Origin of the sequence: Sphingomonas flavalba (genome assembly GCF_047553045.1) — a bacterium.
GTDB lineage: Bacteria > Pseudomonadota > Alphaproteobacteria > Sphingomonadales > Sphingomonadaceae > Sphingomonas_L > Sphingomonas_L flavalba_A.
Map to the genome: position 1 here is coordinate 2,052,318 of NZ_CP180208.1, position 24,848 is coordinate 2,077,165.

A 24,848-nucleotide genomic window follows, 5' to 3' on the forward strand; every position below is an offset into this window, starting at 1 on the left:
GCCCCTCTAACCGGTCCCGCCATGGCGATAAACCGTTAACGTGCGTCGGCGACGGACGGGTGCTATTCGTCCATCACGGCGCGGACGGCGGTCGCCGCGCCGTCCAGCGCGGCGATCAGCGCCTCGGCGTCGGCGGGCGTCGAATCCGACCGCATCACCCGTCGCGCCGCCGCCTCCAGCCGCCGGGCGCAGGCGGCGCTCGCTCCCCCGGCCAGCGCATGCGCCTCGCGGCGAATCGTCTCCCGGTCGCCCGCCGCGATCGCCGCCTTCAGCACCCCGGCCCGCCCGGCGCCGTCCGCCAGGAAAAGCTGGAGCAGCCGCCGCATCCCGTCGCCGCCGACCAGCGTCGCCGCGTCAGCCAGCGCCACCCGGTCGATATCGGGCGGCTCGGTATCGAAACTGGCGATCTTCGCCAGCGTCTCGGCAAGCTGCATCCGGTCAATCGGTTTGCCGATCACCGCGTGGAACCCAGCTTCGGCAAAACCGTCCAGCGCCTCGACCTGCGGGTCGGCGGTGATCGCGATGATCGGCACCGTGCCATGGGCGCCCGGCATCTGGCGGATGGCCAGCGCCGCCTCGATCCCGTCCATCAGCGGCATCTGCAGGTCCATCAGCACCGCGTCATAGCCGCCCTGCCGCGCCGCGGTCAGCGCGGCATGGCCGTCGTCGACGGTCACCGCCCGGTGCCCCATCCGCTTCAGCAGGGTCGCGATCAGCAGCCGGTTGACCGGGTTGTCCTCGGCGACCAGCAACGACAGCGGCCGCTCGTGCAGCGGCTCGGGCAGAGGCGGCGGCACCGTCGCCGGCAGTCTATCCGCCGCCGGCAACGGGATGGCGAAACGGAAACAGGAACCGACGCCGACACCGCTCTCCGCGCTCAGCCTGCCGCCCATCGCCTCGACCAGCCGCCGCGCGATAGTCAGACCCAGGCCGGTGCCGCCAAACCGCCCCGAAATCGCGGTGTTGGCTTGGGCGAACGGCTCGAAGATCATCTCCATCGCCGCCTTCGATATGCCGATGCCCTGATCCTGCACGGCAAAATGCCAGCGGCCGCACCCATCCGGGTGGACCCGGACCTCGATCTGCCCTTCCGGGGTGAATTTCACCGCATTGCCAACCAGATTGCCAAGCACCTGTCGGATGCGTGTCGAATCGCCGATCACCCCGGCCGGCTCCGGGCCGTCGATCCGGGTTATGATCGACACGCCGCGCAGCGCCGCGCTGCTCTGGAACAGAGCGACCACCTCCTGCACCATCGCGCGCAGGTCGAACGCTGCCGCCTCGATCCGCACCGCGCCCGCTTCCAGCTTGGCAACGTCCAGCACATCGTCCAGCATTCGCATCAGCGTGCGCGAAGACCCTTCCAGCGCTTCGATGAACCGGCCGCGCTCGGCCGCGGAACGGGTGTCGCGCAGCAACCCGATCATGCCGAGAATGCCGGTCATCGGCGTGCGGATCTCATGGCTGATCATCGCGAGGAAATCACTGCGCGTCCGCGCCGTCGCCTCGGCTGCGTCGCGCGCGGCGACCAGCGCCTGCTCCAGCCGCAGATGCCGCTCGACGTCGCGCAGAACCGACAGCACGCGCGGCCCGCCCGGCTCTATGTCGATCAGCCGGGATTTCGCCTCCATCCACAGCCAGCTGCCGTCGCTGCGGCGGACCCGCATCCGGTGCGTCGCGTCATGGCCGGGGTTGCGCAGGATCGTCTCGCGGATCAGGCGGCGCGCCTCGGTGTCATCGGGGTGGATCAGCCCGGCAAGCGGCCGGCCGACAATATCCTCGGGCCGATAGCCGAGCGCCTCGCGGATCGACGGCGACGCATAATAGCACACCGTGTCGGCGTCGGTCTTCAGGATCACGTCGGTGACATATTCAGCGATGGTACGAAACCGCTGCTCGCTGTCGGCCAGCGCCATTTCGCTGACCTTGCGCGCGGTGATGTCGCGGATCGCGCCGGCGGTGCCGAGCAGCGCGCCGTCGGGGTCGCGCTCGTTCTCGGCGGTTACCTCGCACCAGCGGATCGCGCCGTCGCGGCGGCGGCAACGCAATTCGAACCGGCACTGGCCGGCGCGGCCCGCGAACAGCGGCCACAGCCCCTCGCGCACCGCGGCGCGGTCACTCGCCGCGACGAAACGCAAGAAGGACCGGCCATAGCTCGCCTCGACGCCATAGCCGGTCAACCGCTCCCAGGCCGGATTGAGCAGGGTCATCCGCCCTTTCAGGTCGGTACGGAAGATGACCTCGCCCAGATTGTCGACCAGCGAACTGAACTGTTCGCGGCTCGCCTCCAGGTCGCGCGAAATGCGGCGGATCTGCGCCAGGCTACCGGCCACCGGTGCCGAAGACAGGATCAGCACCACGCAATAGAGTTCCAGGAACTGCAACTGCCGCGGCCAGCTGTCGTAAAGGAATGCCGCCGGGCCGTAGCCCATGTGGGTCAGGGGCAGCGCCGCCGCCGCCGACGCCGCCACCGCGAGCGCCGCGCCCAGCGGCCCGAGCACCAGCGTCGCCACCACCACCGCCGGCGGCAGCAGATACAGCGTTGGCCCGGCGCCGATGCTGAACACGCCAACCGCCACCGCCAGCACCAGCGCGGTCACCCAGACGACGGTGAACAGCCGCGGACGCTCGGTCGGCGGCGCGGCCCGATAATCGGCAATCTGCACGATCAGCGGCACGAACAGCATCATCGCCAGTCCGTCGGACGCCAGCCAGCGGCCGAATTGGGTCAGCAGCACCTCGTCGTGATAATAAGCGATCGTCGGCGCGCCGATCAGCGCCGAGGCCACCCCGCCAAGCAACGCCGCCAGCGCGATGCGCAGAATGTAACTCGGCCGCGCAAAGGACGGACCGTGGGGAAACAGCCGCCGCAACACCGCCAGGTTGACGCCGACGCTGGCGATATTGGCCACCGTCATCAGCAGCGCCGGCGCCAGCATTTCGCCCCGCGCCATATTGGCAAGCGCGGTCGCCAGGCAGCCGACCAGAATGATCGGCACCGGCTTCAGGTCGGGGCGGATGACCAGCAAAGCGACCAGAAACGCGTTGGGCAGCCACAATACCGCCAGATGGCTCTGGGTGGTCGGCAGCAGGCTCAGCAGGCCGCCCGCCATGCCGATGCCGGCGGCTACGACCAGCCCGACGCCGGGCGTGCGGGCCACCGGTTGGGGGTCGGGAGGACGGGCGGTGCCCATGTCCCGCCGCCGGTCAGTCCGGCTGGACGTCGAGGGAGCGGTAGAGCAGCACCGCCTGGGTGCGATTGCTGACTTCCAGCTTACGGAAAATCGCGGCGAGATGCGACTTCACCGTCGGCTCGGCGATACCCAGATCATAGGCGATCTGCTTGTTCTGCCGCCCGCCGGCAATCGCCCGCAACACGCGCAGCTGCGCCGCCGACAGGCTGGACAGCTTGTCGAGTACCGGGTCCGGCGTGTCGTCGTCCAGAACGGCGCCCGGAAAGGCCGCCTCGCCGCCGACCAGCTGGCGCAGCGATTCGATCATGTCGCTCATCGCCGCCGATTTGGGGATGAAGCCTTTCGCACCGTAATGCGCCGCCCGCCGGATCACCGCCGGGTCTTCGCGGCTCGACACCACCGCCACCGTCGCCTTGGGCAGAACATGGCGGACCAGCATCAGCCCTCCCATCCCGGCGACATCGGGCAACATCAGGTCAAGCAGCACCAGATCAAATGGTTGCGCCTTCGCCTTGGCCTCCGCCTCACCCAAAGTCCCGACCTGCTCGACAACGGCCGAAGGGTCGACCGCGCGGGTCGCCATGGCCAGCGCCGCGCCGCACATCGGATGATCGTCTACTATCAGGACCTTATATGCCAAGCTCGTCTCATTTCCCGGTCAGCAGGAACACTCCCGTTACACGGGGGTCGCATGTGAAGCGTCGCGCGACGAATACGTCAAGCCCCTGTTCCACGGTATCCTTTTACGGAACAGTCCGCGCGGCTCACCGCGCGCCGATTGTCCGCCAGCTGTCGGCGATCTCGGCAACATTGGCCGCGACCCGGCGCAACTGCTCCGCGTCAAGGGCAAGGCTCGCCTCCATCACCGTCTCACGGGCGCCGCGATAAAAGCGGGACAGGGTTTCCGCAACCGCGCCACCGCGCTCGAAATCCAGCCCGGATTCCAGCGCGAACAACAACGCCAGCGCCTTGGTCAGGTTGGCGCTTTTCGCCGGGTGGTCGCGCTGCTCGGTCGCCAGCGCGCCCAGCCGCAGGCTGCGCAGCAGGTCGTCGAACAGCAGGCAGATCAGCCCGTGCGGCGACGCGCCGTTGATCCGGCTGTTGATATCGACCTGACGATAGGTTTCGCCGGGGTCGGCGAGCAGGCGTGTCGCGTACATCTCAGTTGCCGTTCGCGTTGGTCCAGATCTTCACCTGTTGCTCAAGGAAGCTCTGGGTCGCCTTGTAGGCGGCAACGCGCGCGTCCATCGACGCGAACTGGCGTGTCATCTGTTCGCGGGCCTTGTCCTGCCGGGTCTGCAAGTCTTCCTGCCGGTCGGCCAGCGCCGCGCGCTGGCGGGAATAACGGTCGGTGCTGGCGCCCAGCCCGTCGGTCTTGCTGGTGATCTGCGCCGCCAGTTGCTCCATCAGCGCGCCAAGGCCCAGGTCTATCGACACCGTCGTCGCGGTCACGTTGCCGGACACTTTCAGCACCAGCCCGGCCGCGGCCGAATCCGCCGCCGCATAGAGCAGGTCGCCGATCGCAGTCGCCGGTTTGCCGGCGATCATGCCGGACGCCGGCTGGCCGCCCGACGCCGCGACCACGTCGGTCACCGCATAGGTGCCAAGCGCCGTCTTGCCCGGCGCCGAGGTGACGGACAGCAGCGGGCTGGCGCTGGTTTGTGACGGATTGAACATCGCCTCCACCACGTCCGGCCAGTTCGCCAGCGCCTTGCCCAGCGCCGCGCTGTCAACGCTCAGCGTCCCGTCGCGGTTGGTCTTTACGCCGATCTCGGCCAGCGTCTTGGGCGCGCCCGCAGGTACGTTGGCAAGCAGCTGGGTGGAGGTCAGCGTCGCCAGCCGCTGCGCCATCGCCCGCACCGCCGGGTCGCCGTTCAGCATCCCGGTCTTCGGGTCGGTGTCGGTCTTCAGCAGGCTCTTCAGCTCGTTATAGGCATTGGCGAAATCGTTGACCGCCTGGCCGATCGCGTCGGTCGGGCGCTTGGCGGTCAGCGACACCGCCGTCCCCACCGCCGCCTTCAACAGGTTGAGCTGCACGCCGGGGATGAGATCGTCGATGCTGTTGCTCGCACGCTGGGCGACGATGCCGTCGACCGCGACGATGCTGTCGACCGCCTTGCGGCCCAGCGTCATGCCCGCCGCGCCAGGGTTATACGCCAGCGCCGCCAGCCCCTCGTCCCCCGGCGTCTCGGTGACATCGACGGTGAACGCCATCGCCGCTCCCGTCGGCCCCTTCAGCGACAACGACGCGCCGCCCTCGCCGGCAACAATCGTCGCGGTCACGCCAATGTTGGCGGCGTTGATCGCCTGGGCGATGCCGGCCAGGCTGCTGTTGTCGCCGCCGATCGCGATGGTCACCGGCGCCCGGTTCGGGTCCGCGGCAAAACCGGTCATCGCGGTATCCGCCCAGCTGGCGGTGCCAAAGGTAAAGGTCAGCGACCCGGTGCCAACCGGCGCGGTGCGCCCGGCGGCAACCGGGGCGGAGGTCAGCAACTGCCCGGCGGCAAGCTGACGCACCTCGACCTCGGCGGCAAAGTTGCCGAGATGGGCGCCGGTCAGCGCGGAACTGGTGACGATACCGGTGTCGGAACTGACCGGCTGGGTCATCAGCGTACCGCTGGCGAGCAGGCTGTTCAGCGATGTCGAGAAGCTGCTGATCCCGCTTTTCAGGGCGCTCACGGCGGAAATCCGGGCGGTCAGCGCACTGTCCTGATCGGCCAGCGCCTTGGTCTTGCTGTCGAACTGGGCGGCAATCAGGTCCGACACCAGCTTGGCGGTGTCGATGCCGGCGCCAACGCCCAGCGCGGAGGTGATCGAAGTGGTGGTCATGCTTCTCGCCCTGTTCTCCCACGCAATTCGGCCGCGCGGCGCGAATCTTTAGGAATTTTGCTGAAGCACGCCGTTTTCGTCGAAGCGGGCGGTGTCCGGCACCAGCACGCTCGGCGGCATCCCTCCGGCCCGCTGGTTCAGGCCGAAGACGAAAGCAAGGACGGTGGCGATCGCGACATACAGGTCGTCGCGGATCTGCTGCCCCTCGCGGCTGGTATAATAGACAGCACGCGCCAGCGCCGGATATTCCAGCACCGGCTTGCCCATCTCCGCCGCCAGTTCGCGGATGGCGAAGGCGGTTGCGCCGCGCCCCTTGGCAACGACCACCGGCACCTCGTCGCGCCCGCGCTCATAGCGCAGAGCGACCGCAAAATGGGTCGGGTTGGTCAGCACGACATGCGCGCCCTCCACCGCCTTGCGCGCGCCGCCCTTCAACAGCTCGTGCTGCCGTCGGCGCAGCGCCGCCTTCATTTCGGGGGAGCCTTCGGCCTCCTTGTGCTCGTCGCGGATTTCCTTCTTGCTCATCTTCAGCTTGGTGAACAGGCGGATCATCTGGATCGGCACGTCGACGCCGGCGATCAGCATCAAACCACCCGCCATGGTCAGCAGCACGACGACCAGCATGTTCCCCAATGCCGCGACCGAACCGTCGACATTGCCGGCGACCAGCCCCAGCGCATCGTTGCGTACCGACCACAGCAGCCAGGCGCCGATCGCGCCAAGCAGCAGCACCTTCAGCAGCGATTTGCCCAGTTCGATCAGCCCCTGCATGCCGAACATGCGTTTCAACCCGTTGCCCGGGTTGATCCGCGATCCCTTGAACGCCAGCAGCGACGCGTTGAACCGCGCCGCGCCCAGCCCCGCCTGGCTCAGCACCGCGGCCGCCATCGTCAGCCCGAACAGCGCGGCCAGCGACGGCGCCAGTTTCAACCCCGTCGCCAGCAGCGGGCGCAAGGGCTGGAAATCGTCGATGTCGCCGCGCCCGAAGCGCAGGCTCTCGACCATCACCGCCTTCAGCGCGGCGATCAGCGACGGCCCGGCCAGCGCCAGCCAGGCACAGCCGATCAGCACGACGGCGGCGGTCGCGAACTCCTTGGAACGCAGCACCTCGCCCTTTTCGAGGGCATCCTTGCGCCGCTTCGGTGTCGGTGCTTCCGTCTTTTCGCCGAAATCCTCCGCCATCAGCCCAGCACCAGCGTTTGCGCGGCCTGCAACCCTTCGCGGACAATGGTGCCCATGTAATCGCCGATAACCGGGAAGGCGATCGCCAGCGCGACGATGCCGATGACCAGGCTGGCCGGCAGGCCGATCGCGAAGAGGTTCAGCGCGGGGGCGGACCGGGACAGCATCCCGACGATCAGGTTAAGACACAGCAGGATGAAACCGACCGGCAGCGCCAGCAGCAGCCCGGCGGTAAAGGCGTAACCGCCGAACAGCGCGATGCCCTGCAACCGCCCCGCCTCCAGCCAGGCGCCGCCCGGCGGCAACACGCCATAGCTGCGCACCAGCAGGTCGACGAGGACGAGGTGCCCATCGGCGGCGAGGAACAGCAGGGTCAGTACGATCGCCATGAACTGGCCAAGCGCCGGGGTCGCCTGCCCGTTCTGGGGGTCGACGGCGCTGGCGAAACCGATGCCCATCGTCGTGCCGATCGCCTCGCTGGCGATCAGCGGCCCGGCAAAGGCGATCTGGATGATAAAGCCCAGCGCCAGGCCGATCAGCGCCTCCTGCGCCACCGCGAGGATGGTCGCGAGCGCGAACACCTCCCCCGGCGGCGTCAGTTGAACATTGTTGACCACCAGCACGCCGATCCCGGCAGCGAGCAGGATGCGGACCTGCACCGGCACCGCGACCGCGCCGAACACCGGCGCCGCGACGAATGCCGCGCCGATCCGTACCATGACGAACAGCAGCGCCCACAGGCCCGGTTCGACCGAAGGCAGGCCGAGGCCAAGCATCGCTAGCGCACAAGATCCGGTATGCGGTCGAAGATCGACACGGTGAAATCGGTCAGCAGCCCGATGATCATCCCGCCGAAAATGACGAGCGAGAAAGCGACGACCGCCAGCTTCGGCACGAAGCTCAGCGTCTGCTCGTTGATCGACGTCGCCGCCTGCACCATGCCGAGCAGCAGGCCGGCGAGCAGCGCCGGGATCAGCACCGGCGCCGTCGCCAGTGCCAGCACCCACAGCGCTTCGCGCGCCACGGTCAGGAAATAGCTCGCGTCCATCGCCGGGCTAACTTACGAAACTGCCGGCGAGCGATCCCATCGTCAGCGCCCAGCCGTCGACAAGAACGAACAGCAGCAGCTTGAACGGCAAGGATATGATCGTCGGCGACAACATCATCATGCCCAGCGCCATCAGGATCGACGCGACCGCCAGGTCGATGACCAGGAACGGCAGGAAAATGAGGAAGCCGATCTGAAACGCCGTCTTCAACTCTGACGTGACGAACGCCGGCAGCAGCACGGAAAACGGCACGTCCTGCGGCTTGGCGAACGGTCCGACCTTGGCGATGTTGGCAAACATCGTCACGTCCTTGACCCGCGTCTGCTTCAGCATGAAGCCGTGCAGCACGTCGCCGCTGCGCTCAATCATCTCGGTCGCGCCGATCCGGTCGGCGGCGTAGGGTTCGATCGCTGCCTTGTTCACCTGGCTCAGCGTCGGCGCCATCACGAACAGGGTCAGGAACAGCGCCAGCCCGGCCAGCACCTGGTTCGGCGGCGTCTGCTGCAGGCCAAGCGCCTGACGCAGGATCGACAGGACAATGATGATCCGGGTGAAACTGGTCATCATCAGCAGCAGCGACGGCAACACCGTCAGCAGCGACATCAGGATCAGGATCTGCAGCGACAGCGCCATCGGCGCTTCCTTGCCGCCCAATTGCCCCATCGCCCGATCAAGCGCGTCCGCCACCCCCGGCGCCGCCGGCGCGACCGGCGCCACCGGCGCCGCCTGGGCAAAGGCCGGCCCCGCGATCACCAGCGCCGCCAGCATCAGAACCAGCACCACGCCCCACCGCAGCCAGGCTCCCCCCGAAGCCCTCAACCCGTCCATCCCGAGCGAAGTCGAGGGACGCACCGCGCCCACCCCGCTCCCCCGTACAGGGGCGGAACGGACGGAGCCGGGAAGGCTGGCAAAAGCAGGCACCTCACCGGGCACCATTATTCTGTGTGACATCGCCTCACTCGGCCTTGTCGATCAGGGTCACGCCACCGCGCCCGACGGCGACCAGCAGCTTGCGCCCCTCGAACTCGATCACCGCCAGGCGCAGGCCCGGCGACACCATCATCGTTTCCCTGACCGCCATCATCCGGTCGCCGCTCGCGCCCGGCAGCCGGGTCTCCAGCTTGCGCCAGACCCACAGGCAGCCGAACAGCAGCCCGCAGACCAGCGGCAGCAGCAGCGCCAGTTTCAGCAGATAGGTCCAGATCACGGCTGGATCGTCGCCGCCTGCGGATCGGCCAGCTCGGTGATGCGAATGCCGAACCGGTCGCCAACCGTCACCACCTCGCCCCGGCCGATCAGCGTGCCGTTGACTAGCACGTCAAGCAGCTCGTTGGCGTGGCGGTCCAGCTCGACAACGCTCGACTCGCCGATCGCCAGCAATTCGCGCAGCTTCAGGTTGGTTGCCCCGACCTCCACCGACAGGCGAACGTCGACGTCCTGCAGCAGGCGGAAATTGGCCGCAACCCCGGTATCGACCGGGAAAGCACCGCTCATGTCACTCATGCTATGTCCTCATCTGGCAAGGTTTCGATCCGCGCGATGCGCAGCGCGGCGCGGCCGTTGGCGGCGCCGACGGAACCGCGCGCAAAGCGGTTTTCGGCAACGAACAGCGGAATTTCAGGCCCGAAGCTGATCGGGATGATGTCGCCGGGCTTCAGCGCAACCAGCCGCGACAGCTGGATCACCGGCTCGGCCAGCACCGACCGCACCGGCAGCTTCACTTCCATCACCGCGCGGGTCAGGCCGGAAAACCACGCCGGGTCGCCGCCGCGCTTGCCCTTGACCCTGGCGCCAAGCGCCCCGGCCACCGGCTTCAGCGCCGCGGCGGAATACAGGATGTCGATCGCCGCCGACCGGCTGTCGGACAGCGCGATGGCGAAGCGGGTGACGACAACCCGGTCCTCGCCCTCGATATCGGGGATCATCGCCGGGTTGGTCTCGAACCGCTCGAAAGCGAAGGCGATCTGGGCGACTTCGCCCCAGGTCGCGGCCAGCCGTTCGGCGATACCCTTGCCGATCCGGCGGATGATCGCCTCGGCGCTCGCCGGCAATTCGGCGGGCAGCGGCGCCGGCACCTGCCCGGTGCCGCCGTAGAACAGGTCGAGCAGCTCGAACACCATCGGCCCGTCGATGACGGCTACCGCATGGCCGGCGAGCGGCGGCATGCTGATCAGGGCATAGGCGACCGGCGCATCGCCGCGCGCGTCGAGATAGGCATCGAAACGGACGACGCTCAGCGGCTCGGCGGCGATCCGCACCGGCCGGCGCAGCATCGGCTCCAGCAGGTGGCGCAGCGAACGGGCAAAATGCCCGCCAAGCGTCTGCAGCGCATGCAGGTCGCCCAGCGCATTACGCGGCCCGGCGCCGCCAAGCACCGCGGCGTGGCGCGGCGTCTTGGCGTCATCGCCGGGCGCAATCTCTTCCTTCAGCATTGGCTATCGTTCGCCCCCACTCGTTATGGTTACTGAACGATAAAATTGGTAAAATAGACGTTACCAATTCCGCCGAATCCTTCTTTTTCACGCAAAACCTGGTTGATTGCCGCGACCAGCCTGCTCTGCAGCTGGCGTTTCCCTTCCGGCGTGAACACCTGTGTCTCGTCGGTATCGCTCAGCGTCATCAGCACGGCGGATCGCACCGCCAGCTCGTTGGACTCGACATTCTTGATGACCCGGCCGTCGTAATTCGTCGAAACCGCCAGCCCGACCTGAATGAAATGGGCGCTGTTGCGCAGGTTGGAGGTAAACTCCTTCTCCAGCTGGTAATAGGTCGACGCATATTTCGACCCGCTTTCACCGCCCTCGCCCTTGGCCGGGGCGGCGCCGCCTTCGCCGCCTTCCGCGCCCGCCGCCTGCTTCTGCTCGCCTTTCAGCACCAGTTGCGGCTGGTCCGGCTTTGCCATCGCCCCGCCTTGGGCCAGTCCGCCATTGGCGAAATAGAGCCCGGCGGCGGCGCCGCCACCGACCAGCGCGACCACGCCGACACCGGCGAGCAGCAGCTTCAGCATCTTGCCCTTCTTCTTCGCGGGCACTTCGGTCTTGGCGTCTTCACTCACGGTTCTGGTCCTCGATCATCGTTTGCGGTTCAGGCGATTCGGCCGCTCGGTGCCGTCGCGTCGGTATCGGTCAGCGCCACGGCGGGCGCCGGCGCATCGGGCAGGCGTTCGTCGACGGGCCTGCGCTGGTCCGGGGCCTGCCGGTCCTGCTGCTGCACGCCGGTGTCGCCCAGCTTCAGCCCGCGCGCGTCGGCCAGTTCGGCCAGTCGCGGCGCGGCATCGGCAAGCAGCGCGCGCGCCTGCGCCGTCTCGGTGGCGAAGGCGACGTGGATGCGGTCGCCATCTTGCCGAATGCGGACCTCGACGCCGCCCAGCGCATCGGGCCGCAGCTTCAGATGGGCGATCCGACTGCCCTCGGCACGCTGCGCGTCGATGCGGTCGACCAGCGCCGCGATCCATTCGGCCCGCCCGGTGTCGAGCGGCGGCGCGCGCAGCACAGCAACCGGCGGCTCGACGCGCGGCGGGGCACCGGCCAGCCCGGCGCGGATACCGCCCAGCGCCTGGGCAAAGGCTTCGGTCGTCCGTTCGGTCTCGGCGCGGTCGCCGCTGTGGCCTATGACCATCGCGGCCAGCGCCTGCGCGGCGGCGGCATCGCTGCGCGGCGGTATCGCGGTCGGCGGCACCGGTGCCGCCGACTGGCCGCTCGACTGCACCACAGCCGCCTGACTCTGCACCGACCCGGCATTCGGCGCATTGGACACTTGCCCGGTCGCCCCGGCCTTGACCGGCATATCCGGCATCGTCGGCAACGCATTCGGAACATCGATGTCCGGCTCCGCCCCATCCGCGGCGTCCACGATGATCGCCGTAACCGGCGGCGCCGCGCCGGCAATCGGCGCGTCCGGCTGGACACTTTGGAAGGGAACGATCGGTACGATTACCGCAATCGGCACCGCCACCGGCACGGCCGGATCAATCAAAATCTCCGTTCCTGCGTCGATCTCGGTCTCGGTCTTGGTCATTGCTTCCGCCGGCGCATCGACCACAATGGCGGGCACCGCCGGCAGCGTGGCGGCGACTGGCGACGGCCCGGCCACCGCCACTGGCGCGGTGTCCCGGTTGGCAACCGACGGCGGCGGCGCCACCGGCATCAACGGCTTTCTCGGCGCCCAGCCGCAGGCGGCGGGCTGCGGCATCTCCACCATCGGCGCCTTCGCGCCCGGTCGGTCCTCGGGCATATCGGCAATCAGCGGCGCGCGCGTGTCCGGCATCGGATCGACCGGTGCCTCATCGGGCGCGCCGGCCATCTCCACCAGCAATGCCGCGGCGTCGGGCATCGGCGCATCGGCCGCCACCGGATCGGCAGCATCTTGCCGGTCCGGCGGCAATGCCTTGCCGGGCACCCTCCCCTCTGGAACCGGCTCGGCCGCAACCAAGCCGGCGACCAGCGCAGCGAAATCGCCGCCGCCGCCCGCCAGAGCCGGGATGGCGGCGGGTTGGTGCGGCGGCGATCCGGCGGTCTGGATGGTCAGCAGGGACACGTGCGCTCCGTAAGGAAAGGGTTCACCCCGATTTCAGCAAGGAGCGTGCCAACGCGCGCGCCGGGTGCGGCGTATTCTCCAGCGCACGCCGCGCGTCGACGGTCTGCGCATCCAGTTCGCGGGCGATCAGCTTCTCGATCGCGCCGTGATTGCGCTTGGCGGCGCCGGTCTGGGCGCGGGCGGCATCCAACTGCGCGGTGGCGGCGGCGATCCGGCGCTGCGCTTCCTGCTGCGACTGGGCAAGGCGGTGGCGGTAATGCGCCGCCGCGAACAGATTGATGCCGACGGCGGCCTCCTCGCGCGGCGCCACCGCTTCGGAAAGCGATTCGATCCGGCGGGCCAGCGCATGGGCGCTGCTCTGCCGGTCGACGGCGGCCATTTCCTCGGCCCGCGCCTGATCGAGCTGGAAGGCACGCACCCGCAGCAGCCGTTGCAACCGGGCGGGGTCGCGCCGCTGCATCACGCGTCGCCGAACAGGCCGGTCAGCTCGGCGACCGCCTCGGCAAGGCCGATGCTTTCGTCGGCGCCCTGGCGGATATACTCCAGAATCGCGGGATAGCAGGCGATCGCCTGGTCCAGCGCCGGTTCGGACCCGGGGCGATACGCGCCCATCAGGATCAGGTCGCGGTTTTCCTCGTATGTGGCAAGGTGGCGGCGCAGCACCCGCGCGGCGTTCAGGTGGTCGGGCGCACCGATGTCGCTCATCACCCGGCTGACCGAAGGGCCAAGGTCGACGGCGGGGTAGACGCCGCGCTCGGCCAGCGCCCGCGACAACACGATGTGCCCGTCAAGGATGGCGCGCGCCGAATCGACCACCGGGTCGCTGCCGTCATCGCCATCGGCCAGCACGGTGTAGATCGCGGTGATCGATCCACCGCTGTTCACGTCGGCGCCCGCCCGCTCGATCAGGTTGGGCAGCATCGCGATGGCGGACGGCGGATAGCCGCGTGCCGATGCCGGCTCGCCCAGCGCCAGGCCGATCTCGCGGCCGGCATGGGCGACGCGGGTCAGGCTATCCATGATCAGCAGCACCCGCTTGCCTTCGGCGCGAAACGCCTCGGCAATCGCCGTCGCCCGCATCGCGCCGCGAATGCGCAGCACCGGCGAATGATTGGCCGGCACCGCGACGACAACGCTGCGGCCCCGCGCCTCGCCGGCAATCTTGGTTTCCAGAAAATCGGTGACCTCGCGGCTGCGCTCGCCGATCAGCCCGACGACGACGACATCCGCCTTGACCGAACGGACGATCATGCCGAGCAGCACCGACTTGCCGACACCGGACCCGGCCATGATGCCGATCCGCTGGCCCTGGCCGATGGTCAGCAGCCCGTTCAACGCCCGCACCCCGACATCGAGCGGCTCGGTCACCCGGCCCCGGTCGAGCGGATTCTGCAACTTGCCGGCCAGCGGCCAGTTCGTCGCGCCACGGATCGGGCCAAGCCCGTCGATCGGACGCCCCGCGCCGTCGACGACGCGGCCAAGCAGCGCCGTCCCGACCTGTGCCTCGCCCGGCGGGCCGATCGGCCTGACCGGGGCGTCGGGCAGCAGCGCCGCCGGCCCGCCCAGATTCATCATCAGCGTGCGGCCGGCGCGAAAGCCGATCACCTCCGCCTCGATCGCTCCCGCTCCGGCGCCGACCCGGCACATCGTGCCGACCGGCACCGACAGGCCGACCGCTTCCATCAGCAATCCGTCATAGGAGGCGAGCCGCCCGATCACCTCCGCGCGCGGCGCGACCGGCAATTGCAGCCGGTCGAGATAGGTTTCGGCGAAACGCTTCAGCATCATTCGGTTTCGGGCAGGGCGACGCGGTCGATCGCCGCGGCGAGCTGGGCCAGCCAGGTCGCCGGCCCGTCCTCGATCGCGGTCGTCTTGGTCTCGATCAGCAACCCGCCGCGCTCGACGCCCTTGTCGGCAATCGCGAACACCCGGTCGGGCAACCGCCCCTCGACCAGCGGCAGGTCGTCCGGGTGCAGGCGCAGCAGCGCCGGCTCGGTGCTTTCGGCCAGCAGGTCCGCCGCCGCCGCCACCCGCTCGGCCAGCAGGTCCGGCGCAACGCCGATCTCGCCGACCAGCCGGGCGACAAGGAACAGCACGGTCTGGCGCAGCCGGGCGGCCAGTTCCTCACGGTCGAATGTCTCGATCGCGGCGATCGCCCGGGCCAGCTTCTCGATCGCGGCGACCTGGTGCTCGGACGATTGCTGCGCGGCAACCAGTCCGGCGGCATAGCCCTCCGCGCGGGCGGCGGCGCGCAGCGCTTCCTCCCCCGCCGGCGCCGCCCCTGCCTCCGCCTCCGCCTCTGCCGGCGTCTGGGCCTGGCGCTCGCCCATCGGGTCGAACGGGTCCCAGCCGGCGGTCGGGTTGTGGCCGGGGTCGGCTGGGCTGAAATGCCGTGGTGCCGGCGCCGGCGAAAAATGCACCGGGCCGCCTTCGGTGCCGGGCGCACCGGGGCCGGCGGCGGCGAAGCCGGCGCGCATCTGCGCCATATAATCGCCCAGCGCGCCGGAATCGACGGTACGGGCGCCCTCGCCCGGCAGGAATCCGCCGCGCGGATCAGACATAGTCGTCGTCCCGCCCGCCAAGCATCAATGTTCCTTCCGCCGCCATCCGGCGGGCAATGCCAAGGATCGCCTTCTGCGCCTCCAGCACTTCGGACAGGCGCATCGGCCCGCGCGCCTCCATCTCGTCGCGGATGCCGTCGGCGGCACGCGCCGACATGCACCCCAGGAAGCGCGCCCGCGCCTCCTCGTCGACGCCCTTCAGCGCCACGGTCAGGATATCGGCCTCGATGCTGCGCAGCAGCGCGCCCATATTCTTGTCGTCCAGCGCCAGCAGATGGTCGAAGACGAACATCTCTTCCTCGATCCGCCGCGCGACCTCTCGGTCCATCTTGGCAAGACGCGGCATCACCTTCTGCTCGGTGGCGCGCCGGGTGTTGTTCATGATCGCCGCCGCTTCGCGGGCGCCGCCCAGCGCCACCGTCGCCGGCGCCTTGGCCTGGGCCATCCGCGTCGACAGCATCTCGCGCAGCATGTCGAGCGCGTCGGGCGAAACCGGGCCGAGCGTCGCGACGCGGTGGACCACGTCGGGCTGGATCGCCTCCGGCAACAACTGCAGCACCTCGGCGGCAACCGCCGGATCGAGATTCGCGATCAGCACCGCCGCGAGCTGCGGGTGCTCGCCCTCGATCAGCCGGGCAATTTCGGGCGCATCGAGCCAGTCGAGCATGTCCATCGCCCGCGCCTCCTCGCGCGGGGTGATCCGGGCCAGCACGTTGTCGGCCTTGTCGGGGCCAAGCGCGCGGGTCATCGTCCGCTCGATCTGCGGGCGCGGGTCAAAACCAATGGCGGTGCGCTCGCGCGCCTTGCCGACGAAATCGTCAAGGACGGCGGCGACCTGCGGTTCGGCGACATCGGCGACGGCGAACATCGCCTTGCCCAGCATCCGCACCTCGTCCGGCTCCAGCTTCTGGAGGATGGCCGCCGCCTCCTCCTCGCCAACCAGCATCATCAGCACGGCGGCGCGCTCGACACCGCTCAGCGACCGTGTCGCGTTCTGGACAGCAGCGTCCATCGTCATGCCCCCGCCTTGGCGTCGGTCTGGATCATGTCGCGCACCGCCAACGCGGCGCGAGCCGGGTTGTCGCGGGTGAAATCGCGGACCAGATTGACCTTGTCGTCATAGCTGCGCGCACTGTCGAGCATCTCGATGCTGACCGGCTCGCGGGTGATTCCGGCAATCGCCGGCGCGCCCTCGGCGGCAAACGGCGCCGTCCCGGCGTCCTTCTTCTTCAGCACCGCCTTGACCAGCGGCCGCACGCCAAACAGCAGGACCAGCAACGCAATGACCAGCGCGGTCAGGTTGCGCGCGACGACCGGCACCCAGCCGGCCTCGTACCAGGGCGCCGCGTCGGCATCGGCGCCGCCAGTCGCGAATTTGCGGCTGAGGACGGTGATCTGGTCGTTGCGCGCGGCATCGAAGCCGACGGCGGCGCGGACCAGACTGTCGATCTGCCGGATCTCCTGGGCGCTCCGCGGCTTGCCGCCTTCCGGCTCACGCAGCACGACGGCAACCGACAGGCGCCGGACCGTTCCCGGCGTCGCGCGGGTGACGGACACTTCCTTGCCCAGTTCATAAGAGCGGGCATACTGGTCGGACTGCTTCAGATTGTCGGGCATCCGAACGGCCCCGGCCTGCGCGGGTGCGGCCACCCCCGGCGCGCCGGGGGTGCCGACGACTGGCGGCTGCGGCGCCTTCTCGGCCGATTTGACCTCGCTCGCCGGCGGCGCGGTGTTGGACAGCGCGCCGGGAATGCCCTGCGGCACCGCCGGTTCGGCCTGATTGCCGGTCCAGTTGCCCTGCTCGGCGCGCAAAACCCCGTCCTTGTCGTAGGTCTCACGCGTCGCCTGCGTTTCGTCCAGGTTCAGTTCGGCCTGCACCTCGGCGCTGAAATTGCCGGCGCCGACCAGCGGGGTCAGCAGCTGGACCAGCTGGGTGCGATACTTGCCCTCGACCCGGCGCTCCATGTCGATGCGCTGGTCGCCAGCGGTCGCGGCGTCAACGCCGCCGCCGGGCTTGCTCAGCAACTGGCCGGTGCCGTCGACGATGGTCACCGCCTCCGGCTTCATTCCCGGCACCGAAGAGGCGACAAGATTGACGATCGACCGCACCTGCGCGTCGCCCAGCGACCGGCCGGCGGCAAGGCGGACAATCACCGAAGCCGAAGGCGCGGCGTTGTCACGGACGAACACGCTCGATTCCGGCATCGCCAGATGGACGCGCGCGTCTGTGACCGATTCGATCTCCTGGATCGACCTGGCCAGTTCCGTCTCACGGGCCTGACGCAGCCTTTCGCCCTCAACGGCGCGGCTGACCCCCATCGGCAACTGGTCGAGTATGGCATAGCCGCCCGGCGCCGCCTTCGGCAGATCCTGCGCCGCCAGCAGCATGCGCGCGCGGTAGTAATCGTCCTCCGCCACGGTCAGCGTGCCGGTCGCGGCGTCGATGCGGTTGGCGATATTGCCCTTGCTCAGCGCCTCGGCCACCGCCCCCTTGTCGGCATCGGGCAGGCCGGAAAACAACACCTTCTGCGGCGGTGTCGACAGCATCGCCCAAGCGAGCGCGGCAACGGCGGCAAGCAGCAGCGCGGTCACGGCCGGAATGCTCTTGCGGACCGCCGGCTGGGCGAGGAAATCCTGCGCCATCGCCATCGGGTTGCGGGGCGCCTTGCCCGGCAATGCGGGCTCGGCGGCGGGCAGGATTTCGCCTGCCGGGGAAAGTGCGTTGGTCGCCATGGGTTAGACCGGCATGCTCATGATGTCCTTGTAGGCGGACAGAAGCTTGTTCCTGACCTGAAGCGTCGCTTCGAAGCTGATCGACGCCTGCTGTCGGGCCAGCATCACCTTGGCGACGTCGACGGTGTCGCCGCGCTCATAGGCGTCGGTGGCGGCGCGCGCCGCCGACTGCTGCTGGTTGACGCTCTTCAGCGCCGCATCGAGCGTCGCGCCGAAACTGCCGGGGGCTGCACTGCCGCCAGCCGGCGCCGCAGAACCCGTCTGTCCGGCATTCTTCAGCGCCTCGTTGCGTTCCAGGATCTGGGCGCGCAGCGCCATCACCCGGTCGGCGCCCATCGGTCCGGTCACGTTCATGCCCATACACTCCGGCTGGGCGCGGCAATCGCGCCGCCTTCATCACGGATCTTGGCCAGGCGGTAGCGCAGCGTGCGCTCGGAAATGCCCAGCCGCTTCGCGGTCTCGGTCCGGCTGCCGCCACATTGCGCCAGCGTCTCGCGGATCGCCTGATATTCGCTCAGCTTGACGATGTTGCCCAGCGTCGGCTCGGCCGCCGCCGGTGCCGGCGCGGCGACCATCGCGATGCGCGGCGTCGCGTCGAAGATGATATGCTCGGCGTCTATCCGGTCGCCCGGCGCCATCAGCAGCGCGCGCTGGATCACATTCTCCAGCTCGCGGACATTGCCGGGCCAGTCATGGGCAAGCAGCACGTCGAGCGCGGCCAGCGTCGGCCAGGGAATCGTCGGCCGCCCGGCGGCATGGCGCAGGATCATCGTCGCAGCCAGCGCCGCCACGTCCTGCCGCCGGTCGGCAAGCGGGGTGGTGGTCAGCGGAAACACGCTCAGCCGGTAGTAAAGGTCGGCACGAAACCGGCCGCCGGCCACTTCCCCACCCAGATCGCGGTTGGCGCAGGCGATGACGCGCACGTCGACGGGTTCGGGCGTCGTCGCGCCCAGCGGCACGACCTCGCGCTCCTGCAACGCGCGCAGCAGCTTGGCCTGCAGGGTCAGCGGCATCTCCGCCACCTCGTCCAGCAGCAGCGTGCCGCCGTTCGCGGCGCGGAAGAAGCCTTGCGCCGCACCCGCCGCGCCGGTGAACGCGCCCTTGGTGTGGCCGAACAGCAGCGCTTCCAGCATCGTTTCGGGCAGCGCCGCGCAGTTGACCGCCACGAACGGACCGTCGCGCCGTTCCGACGTCGTGTGGATATGGCGGGCCAGCACTTCCTTGCCGGTGCCGGTCGGGCCGTTGATCAGCACGGTGATGTCGCTGGCGGCAACCCGCTCGGCCAGCGCGTACAGCGCCAGGCTGTGCGGGTCGGCAGCGGTCGGCGTATCCGGCCCACGCAGCAGCGCGGCGGCAAAAGCGTGGCCGAACACCATGTCATCGCGGCCGTAGGACAACCGTGCCGGGGCGCCGTCGGCGGCCGGGATCACCAGCCGCTCATCGCCTTCGCCCAGCACCAGCGTATTGCACGGCGCGGGCAGCCCCTCGCCCTCGACAACCAGATGGGCATCGCCGGCCCTGGGCCGGGCGCTGTCATGGGCGCGCACATCGAAACCCAGCCCGCGCATCCACGACATCAACAGCGGGTTGGCCCGAGCACATGTCTCGCTCGGATAGATGGCACGCATTTGCGGATCCCCCCAGAAATTCGGACCGTGATCTTGGGACCCGCTATCGGCGCAGATTGGTAAACGCGAAGTTAAGCTAAACTCATCTCCCTGAAAATTAGATCGCGCGCGATACGCGGGAATCCCTGTCTGGCCGCGGGGCGTTGCGGCACCGGCACGAAAATTCCGCTTAAGCCCCGGCGCGCACGGCCGTTCTGTGCTTCGGCGGCTCCCGCTTCGCTCCGGGCATAGGGGGGAAGGAGCGCGGCCGGGACCAACTTTGGAGATCAGGACCATGACTGTCATTTCGACGAACACCGCGGCGCTCCGTGCCCAGAACGGTTCGCGTGTCGCCCAGGACCAGCTGACCACCGCGATGGAGCGGCTGTCGACGGGTAAGCGCATCAACAGCGCGAAGGACGATGCCGCCGGCCTCGCCATCGCCACCTCGATGACCTCCCAGATCCGCGGCATGAGCCAAGCGATCCGCAACGCCAACGACGGCATCTCGCTCGCCCAGACGGCCGAAGGCTCGCTGGACGAAGTCACCAACATGCTCCAGCGCGTTCGCGAGCTGGCGGTACAGTCGGCTTCGGGCACCTACAGCGCCGCCGACCGCACCAACCTGCAGGCTGAAGTCACCGAGCTGACGTCGCAGATCGCCGACGTTCTGAAGGCGAAGTTCAACGGCGTCACCCTGTTCAGCACCACGTCCGGCACCGACACGTCGCTGGTCATCCAGACCGGCTCGGAAAAGACCGACACCGTCACGCTGACGATCAGCGGCATCGACGGCACCAAGATCGACGCCACCGCGCTCGACGTGACCGACGTCGCCAAGGCCGGTACGACCCTGGACAATGTCGATGCGGCGCTCGCGTCGGTCGCGACGACCCGCGCCAGCCTCGGCGCCGGGCAGAGCCGCCTGTCGTCGGTGGTCAACAACCTGACCAGCAACGTCAACAACCTGTCGGACGCGCGCAGCCGCATTCAGGATACGGACTTCTCCGCCGAAACGACCAACCTCGCCAAGGCGCAGATCCTGTCGCAGGCGTCGACCGCGATGCTCGCCCAGGCGAACCAGAGCCAGTCGAACGTGCTGACCCTGCTGCGTTAATTTCGTTTCCAGTAGCGTAGCGTAGCGTAAGCGCACATCAGGCCCCCGGACGCACCCGCGTCCGGGGGCCTTCCCATGCGCGCATTACAGGCTGAGGTCGGCCAGCCGCACCCGGCAACACCATTCGACGCCGCGCATGTCGAACCGCAGGTCGATCTGCGCGTTCAGCGACCGGGCAACCATCCGCTCGATCACCTTGCGGCCGAAGCCCGACCGGCTCGGCGCCACCACCGGCGGCCCGTCGCGCTCCGTCCAGCGGATGATCGCCGCCGGGTCCGGCCCGTCCTCCAGCTCGCAATCGATCACCAGCCCGCCGCCGGCGGAGGTCAGCGCGCCATATTTGCAGGCGTTGGTCGCCAGTTCGTGCAGCGCCATGCCCAGCACGCGGGTCGCGTTGCGCCCCAGCACCGGCGATCGGCCGGCATAGCGGACGCGCGGGTCGGTCGGCTCGACGAAGGCGCGCAATTGCTGGCGCGCCAGATCGTGCAGCGAACTGATATGCCCCGCATTGCCCAGCATCAGGTCCTGGGACACCGCCAGGCCGCGGATGCGCTGTTCCAGCTCCCACTGAAATTCGGACACGGTGCGCGCGCTGCCGCCGATCTGGTTGATCACGCTCAGCACCACGGCGAACAGGTTCTTGGACCGGTGGGCCAGCTCACCGATCAGGAAATTCATCCGTTCCTCGGCAATCTTGAACGCGCCGATATCGGCGACGATCGAGATCATCTCGAACGGCCGCCCCTGCGCGTCGCGCTCCAGCGTCGCGGTCAGGTCGGCCCACAATATCTCGCCATTCGCCTTGATGTAGCGCTTCTCGAAGCGATAGCTGTCCAACTCGCCGCTCAGCACCTTGGTCAGGTAATCCTCGTTACGGCCAAGGTCCTCGGGGTGGGTAATATCCTGGAACCGGCTGCCGAGCAGGTCCTCCCGCGCATAGCCGATCATGTCGCACAGCCGCTGGTTGACGTCGACAAACGCACCGTCCAGCCCGACGCGCGCCAGGCCGACGCCGGCGAAGGTGAAGGTCGTCTGGTAATGTGTGGGGATACCGGCCGATCCGCTTGCCACGCTGGCCTCGTTGCGTGATGCCGCTGGCGAACCCGGTTCCGGTGATACCATACGCAAACCCCCAGAGGGCTTTGGCTAACACGCGCGATACCGAATGAACAGCCTCTGCGCGCCGGTCGCCAGCGCGGCGTTACTCGATCCGCGCCTTCAACGCCCGGCGCAGCTTGTCGTGCGCGGCCTTCTTGATCTGGCAGACCCGCGCCGCGCCGACGCCCAGCACCGCGCCGATCTCCTCCAGATTCAGCTCCTCGACATAATAGAGCTGGATCACCTGCGCCTCGCGCTGCGCCAGCCCCTCGATCGCGGCGATCAGCGCGCGGCGCAGGTCCTCGCTCTCCAGTAGCTCGAACGGGTTCGGCTCGTCGCTCATGAACCAGGGGTTGTCGTCGGTGTAGACGCCGTCGATCGGCTCGAACCGCACCGGCTGCGCGTTGCTGTAATCCAGCCGCAACCGCTCCGTCGAAACGCCGAGCGCCTCGGCCAGCTCCTCGTCTGTCGCCGGCCGGCCCAGCCGCTGGTGCAGCGTCGCTTCCGTTTCGGCCAGCGCCCGGCGACGGCGCATCGCGCCACGGGTCAGCGTCGCCTGTCGCCGTAGTTCGTCGATCATCGCGCCGCGCAGCCGCATCGCCAGATATTGGGCAAAGGTCACCTGCCCGCGGTCCTCGAAGGTCGCCGCCGCCTCGACCAGCGCGACCAGCCCGATCTGGATCAGGTCCTCGATCTCGACCGCGCTCGATACGCTGCCATGAATGTGCCAGGCGATGCGCCGGACCAGCGGCATATGGTCACGGACCAGCTGCGCATGGGCAACGGCCGGTTCCGGGCCGGAACGGGTGTAGATCTGGGCGGCGGACAGGGGTGCGTTCATCTGCTCTTGCTCTTATGCGGCGATCTGTTCGGGGGCGCCGACGACGGCGACGACCTCGACCGCCTTGTCATCGGGAACTTCGGTGAAACTCATGACCGGGGTATCGGGCAGGCATGTCCTGACCAGCTTGCGTATCGCCGGGCGGATCATCGGCTGGACGACCAGCGCGAACGGCTTGCCCTGGGCGATCAGCGGCTGTGCGGCATGTTGCAGCGCGTCGACGATCCGCCGGCCAAGATCCGGTTCGATCGCATGGCGGTTGGACGGGTCCGACCGGATCGTCTGGCCAAGCAGCGCCTCCAGCCCGCCTTCCAGCGTCATCACGCGCAGCGGCTCGCGCGGGCCGCACAGCCGCTGGATGATCAGCGCGCCCAGCTCCGGCCGGATCAGTTCGACGATCTCGTCTGGGTCGTTGGTCCGCTGGGCGACGACAGCGATCGCGGCGACGATACGGCGGAACTCCTTCAGCGGAATATTCTCGGCCAGCAGCGCGCGCAGCACCTGGGTCAGCGCGGTCAGCGACAGCGGCGCCGGGGTCAGCGCGGCGACCAGCGCCGCCGCCTTCTCCTTCAACCCGTCGAGCAGGCTCTGTACCTCGTCCGGCCCCAGCAGGTCGGCGGCGTTCTGGCCCAGCACATGGTTCAGGTGGGTGGCGATAACGGTGCCGGAATCGACGACCATGTAACCGGCGGCGGTGGCTGCGTCGGCGTCGCCGGCGGCAATCCACACCGCGTCCAGCCCGAATGTCGGGTCGCGCGCCTGCTTGCCCTGAAATGTGCCGACGGCCTGGCCGGTGTCGAGCGCCAGCATCTCGTCGGGCGACACCTGATCCTCGCCGGCAATCACGCCGCCGATGACGATGCGATAGGTATAGGGGGCGATACCGATATTGTCGCGCACCCGCACCTGCGGCACGACGAAGCCCAGTTCCTTGGACAACTGGCGACGAACACCGGTGATCCGCTGCATCAGCGGCGCACCGACCCGCTCGTCGACCAATGGCACCAGCCCATAGCCGATTTCCAGATTGACCTGCATATGGTCGCTGACCTCGCTCCAGTCGATGCGGCTGGGGTCGACCGGCGGCGCGTCGTCATTGGCAGCTTCGGGCACCGGCGCGGCGGCGCGCTTCGCCAGCCGCCAGGCGGCGAAGCCGGCACCGGCGGCGGCGGGCAACATCACCATGTGCGGCATCCCCGGCAGCACGCCCAGCACCGTCAGGATCGCCGCCACCGGCACCCAGGTGCGCGGCGACGAAAATTGCGAGCCGATCTGGCCGGCCAGGTCGAAGCTGGACGATACGCGGGTGACGATCGCCGCCGCCGCGATCGACAGCAACAGCGCCGGCACCTGCGCGACCAGCGCGTCGCCGACCGCCAGCATCACATAAGTCCGCCCGGCATCGCCCGCGGCCATACCGTGGCTGACCATGCCCAGGATCAGACCGCCGATGATGTTGATGCCAAGGATCAGCAGCGCGGCGATCGCGTCGCCCTTCACGAATTTCGACGCACCGTCCATCGATCCGTAGAAATCCGCCTCGGTCGACACCTCGACCCGACGCGCCTTCGCCTGGTCCGGGGTGATCAGCCCGGCGTTCAGGTCGGCGTCGATCGCCATCTGCTTGCCGGGCAACGCATCGAGGGTGAAGCGCGCCGACACTTCGGACACACGGCCGGCGCCCTTGGTGACGACGACGATGTTGATGATGACCAGGATCGAGAAGACGAGCAGGCCGACAACATAGTCGCCGCCGATGATGAAGGTGCCGAACGCCTCGATGACATGCCCGGCCGCCGCTTCGCCCTCATGGCCATGAACCAGCACGACGCGGGTCGATGCGACGTTCAGCGCCAGCCGGAACAGGGTGGCAAGCAGCAGCACCGTCGGAAAGCTGGAAAAGTCGAGTGGCTTCTCGGCATTCAGCGCGACCATCAGGATCGCGATCGACGCGGTGATGTTGGCGATGAAGAAAATGTCGAGCATCGCCGCCGGGATCGGCACGACCATCAGCATGACGAGCATCAGGATGCCGACCGGCAGCGCCGCCAGCCGGGCGCCGTTGCCGATCCGCAGACTGTTCAGGGCAAGGGTGGTCATC

General features: G+C 68.7%; 24 protein-coding genes. 1 reads left to right on the forward strand and 23 read right to left on the reverse strand.

Annotated features, from left to right (window positions below):
- Positions 1-62 precede the first annotated feature (62 nt).
- The 20 genes from ACMT1E_RS09775 to ACMT1E_RS09870 all read right to left on the reverse strand — a co-directional run bounded on the left by ACMT1E_RS09775 (position 63) and on the right by ACMT1E_RS09870 (position 19,712).
- Positions 63-3,194 carry a PAS domain S-box protein gene (locus tag ACMT1E_RS09775; protein ID WP_414899955.1) on the reverse strand — a complete coding sequence of 1,044 codons (3,132 nt, stop codon included), beginning with the start codon at positions 3,192-3,194 and terminating at the stop codon, positions 63-65.
- Between the two features lie 13 nt (positions 3,195-3,207).
- Complete coding sequence (locus ACMT1E_RS09780; protein ID WP_414899956.1) at positions 3,208-3,834, reverse strand: response regulator transcription factor; 627 nt, start codon at positions 3,832-3,834, stop codon at positions 3,208-3,210.
- A 124-nt stretch (positions 3,835-3,958) separates the two neighbouring features.
- Positions 3,959-4,354 (reverse strand): flagellar export chaperone FliS, encoded by a 396-nt coding sequence (gene fliS / locus ACMT1E_RS09785; RefSeq protein ID WP_414899958.1) that lies wholly within the window; start codon positions 4,352-4,354, stop codon positions 3,959-3,961.
- 1 nt (position 4,355) lies between these two features.
- Positions 4,356-6,023, reverse strand: a complete 1,668-nt coding sequence (gene fliD / locus ACMT1E_RS09790; protein WP_414899959.1) for a flagellar filament capping protein FliD — start codon at positions 6,021-6,023, stop codon at positions 4,356-4,358.
- A gap of 48 nt (positions 6,024-6,071) precedes the next feature.
- Positions 6,072-7,205 carry a flagellar biosynthesis protein FlhB gene (locus ACMT1E_RS09795; RefSeq protein ID WP_414899961.1) on the reverse strand — a complete coding sequence of 378 codons (1,134 nt, stop codon included), beginning with the start codon at positions 7,203-7,205 and terminating at the stop codon, positions 6,072-6,074.
- Entirely contained in the window at positions 7,205-7,981 is a 777-nt protein-coding gene (gene fliR, locus ACMT1E_RS09800; RefSeq protein WP_414899962.1) for a flagellar biosynthetic protein FliR, read from the reverse strand. Before fliR ends, ACMT1E_RS09795 begins: the two co-directional genes overlap by 1 nt.
- A 2-nt stretch (positions 7,982-7,983) precedes the next feature.
- Entirely contained in the window at positions 7,984-8,253 is a 270-nt protein-coding gene (fliQ, locus tag ACMT1E_RS09805) for a flagellar biosynthesis protein FliQ (RefSeq protein WP_414899963.1), read from the reverse strand.
- Positions 8,254-8,260: 7 nt separating this feature from the next.
- Entirely contained in the window at positions 8,261-9,022 is a 762-nt protein-coding gene (gene fliP / locus ACMT1E_RS09810; RefSeq protein WP_414903378.1) for a flagellar type III secretion system pore protein FliP, read from the reverse strand.
- A 187-nt stretch (positions 9,023-9,209) separates the two neighbouring features.
- Entirely contained in the window at positions 9,210-9,461 is a 252-nt protein-coding gene (locus ACMT1E_RS09815) for a flagellar biosynthetic protein FliO (RefSeq protein ID WP_414899964.1), read from the reverse strand.
- The gene (gene fliN, locus ACMT1E_RS09820; protein WP_414899965.1) at positions 9,458-9,757 is read right to left on the reverse strand and encodes a flagellar motor switch protein FliN; all 300 of its coding nucleotides are present in this window, start codon (positions 9,755-9,757) and stop codon (positions 9,458-9,460) included. The genes ACMT1E_RS09815 and fliN overlap by 4 nt, the downstream gene beginning before the upstream one ends.
- Positions 9,754-10,686, reverse strand: coding sequence for a flagellar motor switch protein FliM (locus ACMT1E_RS09825; protein WP_414899966.1), 933 nt, complete (start codon positions 10,684-10,686; stop codon positions 9,754-9,756). Before ACMT1E_RS09825 ends, fliN begins: the two co-directional genes overlap by 4 nt.
- 29 nt (positions 10,687-10,715) lie before the next feature.
- Positions 10,716-11,309, reverse strand: a complete 594-nt coding sequence (gene fliL, locus ACMT1E_RS09830) for a flagellar basal body-associated protein FliL (RefSeq protein WP_414899967.1) — start codon at positions 11,307-11,309, stop codon at positions 10,716-10,718.
- A gap of 29 nt (positions 11,310-11,338) precedes the next feature.
- Positions 11,339-12,790, reverse strand: coding sequence for a flagellar hook-length control protein FliK (locus ACMT1E_RS09835; RefSeq protein ID WP_414899969.1), 1,452 nt, complete (start codon positions 12,788-12,790; stop codon positions 11,339-11,341).
- A 22-nt stretch (positions 12,791-12,812) separates the two neighbouring features.
- A complete protein-coding gene (locus ACMT1E_RS09840; RefSeq protein WP_414899970.1) occupies positions 12,813-13,250 on the reverse strand; it encodes a hypothetical protein in 438 nt (145 codons plus the stop codon).
- Positions 13,250-14,575, reverse strand: coding sequence for a FliI/YscN family ATPase (locus ACMT1E_RS09845; RefSeq protein WP_414903380.1), 1,326 nt, complete (start codon positions 14,573-14,575; stop codon positions 13,250-13,252). The genes ACMT1E_RS09840 and ACMT1E_RS09845 overlap by 1 nt, the downstream gene beginning before the upstream one ends.
- On the reverse strand, positions 14,575-15,351 hold the full coding sequence (locus tag ACMT1E_RS09850; protein WP_414899972.1) for a FliH/SctL family protein: 777 nt from the start codon (positions 15,349-15,351) through the stop codon (positions 14,575-14,577). Before ACMT1E_RS09850 ends, ACMT1E_RS09845 begins: the two co-directional genes overlap by 1 nt.
- Positions 15,344-16,363, reverse strand: a complete 1,020-nt coding sequence (gene fliG / locus ACMT1E_RS09855; protein ID WP_414903382.1) for a flagellar motor switch protein FliG — start codon at positions 16,361-16,363, stop codon at positions 15,344-15,346. The genes ACMT1E_RS09850 and fliG overlap by 8 nt, the downstream gene beginning before the upstream one ends.
- Before the next feature lie 2 nt (positions 16,364-16,365).
- Positions 16,366-18,084, reverse strand: coding sequence for a flagellar basal-body MS-ring/collar protein FliF (gene fliF / locus ACMT1E_RS09860; protein WP_414899973.1), 1,719 nt, complete (start codon positions 18,082-18,084; stop codon positions 16,366-16,368).
- Between the two features lie 3 nt (positions 18,085-18,087).
- A complete protein-coding gene (gene fliE / locus ACMT1E_RS09865; RefSeq protein ID WP_414899975.1) occupies positions 18,088-18,438 on the reverse strand; it encodes a flagellar hook-basal body complex protein FliE in 351 nt (116 codons plus the stop codon).
- Positions 18,435-19,712, reverse strand: a complete 1,278-nt coding sequence (locus ACMT1E_RS09870) for a sigma-54 interaction domain-containing protein (protein ID WP_414899977.1) — start codon at positions 19,710-19,712, stop codon at positions 18,435-18,437. Before ACMT1E_RS09870 ends, fliE begins: the two co-directional genes overlap by 4 nt.
- Before the next feature lie 274 nt (positions 19,713-19,986).
- Here ACMT1E_RS09870 and ACMT1E_RS09875 point away from each other — a divergent pair, with 274 nt between their 5' ends.
- Positions 19,987-20,808, forward strand: coding sequence for a flagellin (locus ACMT1E_RS09875; RefSeq protein WP_414899978.1), 822 nt, complete (start codon positions 19,987-19,989; stop codon positions 20,806-20,808).
- A gap of 84 nt (positions 20,809-20,892) precedes the next feature.
- Here ACMT1E_RS09875 and ACMT1E_RS09880 read toward each other — a convergent pair whose 3' ends face one another.
- The 3 genes from ACMT1E_RS09880 to flhA form a co-directional block, all read right to left on the reverse strand.
- The gene (locus ACMT1E_RS09880; RefSeq protein WP_414899979.1) at positions 20,893-21,879 is read right to left on the reverse strand and encodes a PAS domain S-box protein; all 987 of its coding nucleotides are present in this window, start codon (positions 21,877-21,879) and stop codon (positions 20,893-20,895) included.
- A 130-nt stretch (positions 21,880-22,009) separates the two neighbouring features.
- Positions 22,010-22,747, reverse strand: a complete 738-nt coding sequence (locus ACMT1E_RS09885) for a FliA/WhiG family RNA polymerase sigma factor (protein WP_414899980.1) — start codon at positions 22,745-22,747, stop codon at positions 22,010-22,012.
- A gap of 12 nt (positions 22,748-22,759) precedes the next feature.
- Complete coding sequence (gene flhA / locus ACMT1E_RS09890) at positions 22,760-24,847, reverse strand: flagellar biosynthesis protein FlhA (protein ID WP_414899981.1); 2,088 nt, start codon at positions 24,845-24,847, stop codon at positions 22,760-22,762.
- Position 24,848: the final 1 nt, after the last annotated feature.